This is a genomic window from uncultured Gemmiger sp., assembly GCA_944388105.1.
Classification (GTDB): Bacteria; Bacillota; Clostridia; order Oscillospirales; family Ruminococcaceae; genus Gemmiger.
Genome location: CALXHN010000143.1, coordinates 1 through 3,791, shown reverse-complemented (window position 1 = coordinate 3,791; position 3,791 = coordinate 1). Strand labels below are relative to the sequence as shown.

General features: G+C 62.6%; 4 protein-coding genes. 3 read left to right on the top strand and 1 reads right to left on the bottom strand.

Annotated features, from left to right (window positions below; all coding sequences use genetic code 11):
- The first annotated feature begins 245 nt into the window (after positions 1–245).
- Both Q0K17_RS10765 and Q0K17_RS10760 read left to right on the top strand, forming a co-directional pair.
- Entirely contained in the window at positions 246–1,424 is a 1,179-nt protein-coding gene (locus Q0K17_RS10765; protein ID WP_294542910.1) for an MFS transporter, read from the top strand.
- Positions 1,425–1,458: 34 nt separating this feature from the next.
- Entirely contained in the window at positions 1,459–1,995 is a 537-nt protein-coding gene (locus Q0K17_RS10760) for a histidine phosphatase family protein (protein WP_294542909.1), read from the top strand.
- Positions 1,996–2,043: 48 nt separating this feature from the next.
- On the opposite strand, the gene Q0K17_RS10755 is transcribed toward Q0K17_RS10760, so the two are convergent.
- Complete coding sequence (locus Q0K17_RS10755; RefSeq protein WP_294542908.1) at positions 2,044–2,748, bottom strand: NAD(P)H-hydrate epimerase; 705 nt, start codon at positions 2,746–2,748, stop codon at positions 2,044–2,046.
- Positions 2,749–2,991: 243 nt separating this feature from the next.
- Here Q0K17_RS10755 and srtB point away from each other — a divergent pair, with 243 nt between their 5' ends.
- Positions 2,992–3,729, top strand: coding sequence for a class B sortase (gene srtB / locus Q0K17_RS10750; RefSeq protein ID WP_294542907.1), 738 nt, complete (start codon positions 2,992–2,994; stop codon positions 3,727–3,729).
- The last annotated feature ends 62 nt before the right edge of the window (positions 3,730–3,791 follow it).

Here is a 3,791-nt window from a genome sequence, read left to right as displayed (position 1 = left end):
CGCAGCCCCAGCCGGCGGCCGCCGCATCGGAACGGCGGGCCCTTTTCGCTTCCTTTTCGGGCACGAAAAGGAAGGACCACACGGCAAGCAACCGCCTGCCAAAAAGGAACAACTCTCCGGCTGCCAGCCGTCACCCCCGGCAGTCTGCCGTCTGCCCCCGTCTTGCATCTGCCCCGTTTCGTGGTATAATTTCCCACGTGGGTCCGTTTTTGAGGACCGAAATCTTTTGGTGGGAGAGTATTTGTATGGCATCCCTGTTATTGCCGATCATCTATCTGGCCTTCATCAGCCTGGGCCTGCCTGACGCCCTGCTGGGCGCTGCGTGGCCCAGCATGTACACCCAGATGGGGGCGGACCTGTCCTGGGCGGGCATCGTCTCCATGATCATTTCCGCCTGCACCATTGTGTCCAGTCTGGCCAGTGCCCGACTCAACACCGCCCTGGGTACCGGCAAGGTCACCGCCTACAGCGTGCTGCTCACCGCCGTGGCCCTGCTGGGCTTTTCCTTCAGCGGCCGGTTCTGGCAGCTCTGCCTGTGGGCCATCCCCTACGGCCTGGGGGCCGGCAGCGTGGACGCCGCCCTCAACAACTATGTGTCCCTCCATTATGAAAGCCGCCACATGAGCTGGCTGCACTGCATGTGGGGCGTGGGGGCCAGCATCGGCCCCATCATCATGGGTCGGGCCCTGGCCGGGGGCGCATGGCAGGGCGGCTACCGCACCATCGCGGTGCTGCAGTTCGCGCTCACCCTGGTGCTGTTCCTCAGCCTGCGCATGTGGAAACGCCCCGAGCAGACCCTGGACGGGGCGGACTTCACCCCCCAGCAGCGGTCCATCCCCGAACTTCTCCGCCTGCCCGGTGTGCGCCAGGTGGTGACCTGCTTCTTCTGCTACTGCGCCCTGGAAGCCACCGCCGGCATGTGGGCCGCCAGCTACTGCACCGTGGTGCGGGGCATCGACGCCGAAACCGCTGCCTCCTGGGCCAGTCTGTTCTATCTGGGCATCACGGTGGGCCGCGGGGTCTGCGGGTTCCTGACCATGAAGATCAACGACCAGAACATGATCCGCCTGGGCCAGACCCTCATCGCCCTGGGCCTGGTGCTCATCCTGCTGCCCGCCGGCAACAACGTCCTGTTCGCCGGACTCATCACCGTGGGCCTGGGCTGCGCCCCCGTCTACCCCTGCATCATCCACGAGACCCCTGCCAACTTCGGCCGGGAACTGAGCATGTCCATGACCGGCCTGCAGATGGCCTGCGCCTATGTGGGCAGCTGCCTCATGCCGCCCCTGTTCGGGCTGCTGGGCCAGCATATCTCCATGGCCCTGTACCCCTGGTACATGGCGGTGATGCTGGTGCTCATGTTTATCATGGCCGAAAGCCTGCACCGCAAGACCGCCGCCCGCCGCCGGGATCTGATTCTGTAAACACCCGGCTCCGTGTAAACCGAAAGGAATTTCTATGGCAACCCAACTGTATTTCACCCGCCACGGCCAGACCGTCTGGAACGTGGAGAACAAGATCTGCGGCGCCACCGACAGCCCGCTCACCCAGCTGGGCCGACAGCAGGCCACTGAGCTGGGCCAGAAGATCCTGGCCGAAAAACTGCCCATCGACCGCATTCTGTGTTCCCCCTTGTCCCGGGCCGCCGACACCGCCCGGTGCATCGCCCAGGTGACCGGCCTGCCCCTGACGGTGGAACCCCGCCTGACCGAGCAGAACTTCGGCCGGTTTGAGGGAACACCCCGGGACGGCGCGGAGTTTTCCACCGCAAAAGCCAATTTTGTGGAAAGCTTTGACGGCGGTGAGAGCATGCTCCGGGTGGCCGCCCGCATTTACAACCTGCTGGACGAGCTGCGCGGCCGGGAGGAGACCTGCCTGCTGGTGGCCCACAACGGCATTGCCCGGGTGGTCAACTCCTACTTTTTCGACATGACCAACGGGGAGTACGCGGCCTTCGGCATCCGCAACTGTGAGATCCGGCACTATACCTTCTGATAAAAGCAAGACCCCCACCGTCCCGGCAAGGGCGATGGGGGTCATTTTCTACATTTCGCAATACCCCGGGCAGACAATGTCCCGTTCTCCGGCGGGGGTTCCCGGTTCCACCAGGGAAAACTCCTGCCGCAGCAGCCGGATGCCGATGTCCGCATTGACCAGGCGGCGGATATAATGGGGGGCATCCCCCCGGAACATCCCGGTTTTGAAAAATCCGATGGACACGGTCAGGTCGGCGTGTACGGCCAGTTCGGCCTCGCCGGTATCCCCGTTGAGCCCGCTGTTGATGTCGGCGCTGACCACGTAGGCCCCCGCCTCCCGGGCGCGGTTCAGGCAGAGGATGGCATCCCGCACCGCCCCGCGCACCGTGCCCGCAAACCCGGTGCCCAGCAGGCAGTCCACCAGCACCGGACAGGCGGCGATTTCCGCCTCATGCCCCACAAAGGGGCGTACCGGCACCCCCAAAGCCCGGGCTTTTTCCAGATACAGGGCGTTGTCCGGGCTGGCTTTCTCCGAGACACGGTAGACAACGCAGGGCCGCCCCGCCTGGGCCAGCAGCATGGCCAGGGCGGCGCCGTCCCCGCCGTTGTTGCCCGACCCGATCACGATGCCCGCCGGACTGCCCCGGTCCCAGTCCACCGCGTCCCGGATGCCCCGGGCGGCCCGGAGCATTAACTCGGGGCCGGGTGTTTCATGTTCAATGGTCCATGCGTCGCATTCCCGCATGGTCTGTACGCTCACCACTGGCAGCATAGGCAAACCCTCCCGTTTTTGATTGATTCCAGTGTAGCAGAAGCGGGTGGGGAAGTCCAGCGGCAAAGGCAGAGGCGGGGCGGAACCGGCGGTACTGCTCCCGGGCGGCGGTCTGGCTATTGCCAAGCATAAAAATCAGCAGTAAAATACAGTAAAACAGGAAACCGCCACCACACCTGCCGTGTGGTGACGGTTCCTTGTTTCTATTCTTATTTTCAGTTATCAGAACAAGGAGGTGGCTCTGTGAGTAGGCTGCGGCGCATAGCCTTCCTTTTCTTTGGCGTTGTCTTTGCGGTCAGCCTGTTTATGGTGGTCCGCATTCTGGTGCAGGGCGGGCAGGAACAGGCTGCCTTTGATCGGCTGTCCGCCTCCCTGGAGCAGCCGGAGAGCGCCGACGGCCAGGAGCCTGAGAAATCTCCTTATGCGGACCTGAAAGCGCAAAACCCGGACTTTTTCGGGTGGATCTCCATAGAGGGGACCCACATCGACTACCCGGTCATGTTTACGCCCGATGACCCGGAACAGTATCTGCGCCGTGCCTTCGACGGCAGCAGCTCCCAAAGCGGTGTGCCCTTTCTCTCTGCCGATTGTTTTGCAGGGGGCGGCAACTGGCTCATCTACGGTCACAACATGAAGAACGGCTCTATGTTTGCGGATCTGCTCAACTACGCCAGGGAAGATTTCTGGCAGGCCCATCCCTTGATTCGGTTTGATACCCTGGAAGAAGAAGGCACCTATGAAGTGTTTGCTGCCTTCTACGCCCGGGTGTACACAGAGGGAGAAAGCGGCTTTGCGTACTATGCGTACACCGATATAAGCCGGCAGGCCGATTTTGAGGCATATCTGGCACAGGTTTCCGGGGCTGCTTTGTACGATACAGGGGTGCAGGCCCAATATGGTGACCAGCTGATCACCCTGTCCACCTGCACGAACCGCTCTCAGGATGAGCGGTTTGTGGTGGTGGGCAGACAGATCCAGTGACAGGACGGCTGATGGCGAACCACACAGAAAGATTGACGTTTTTGAAGGGCCATCCAGGGACC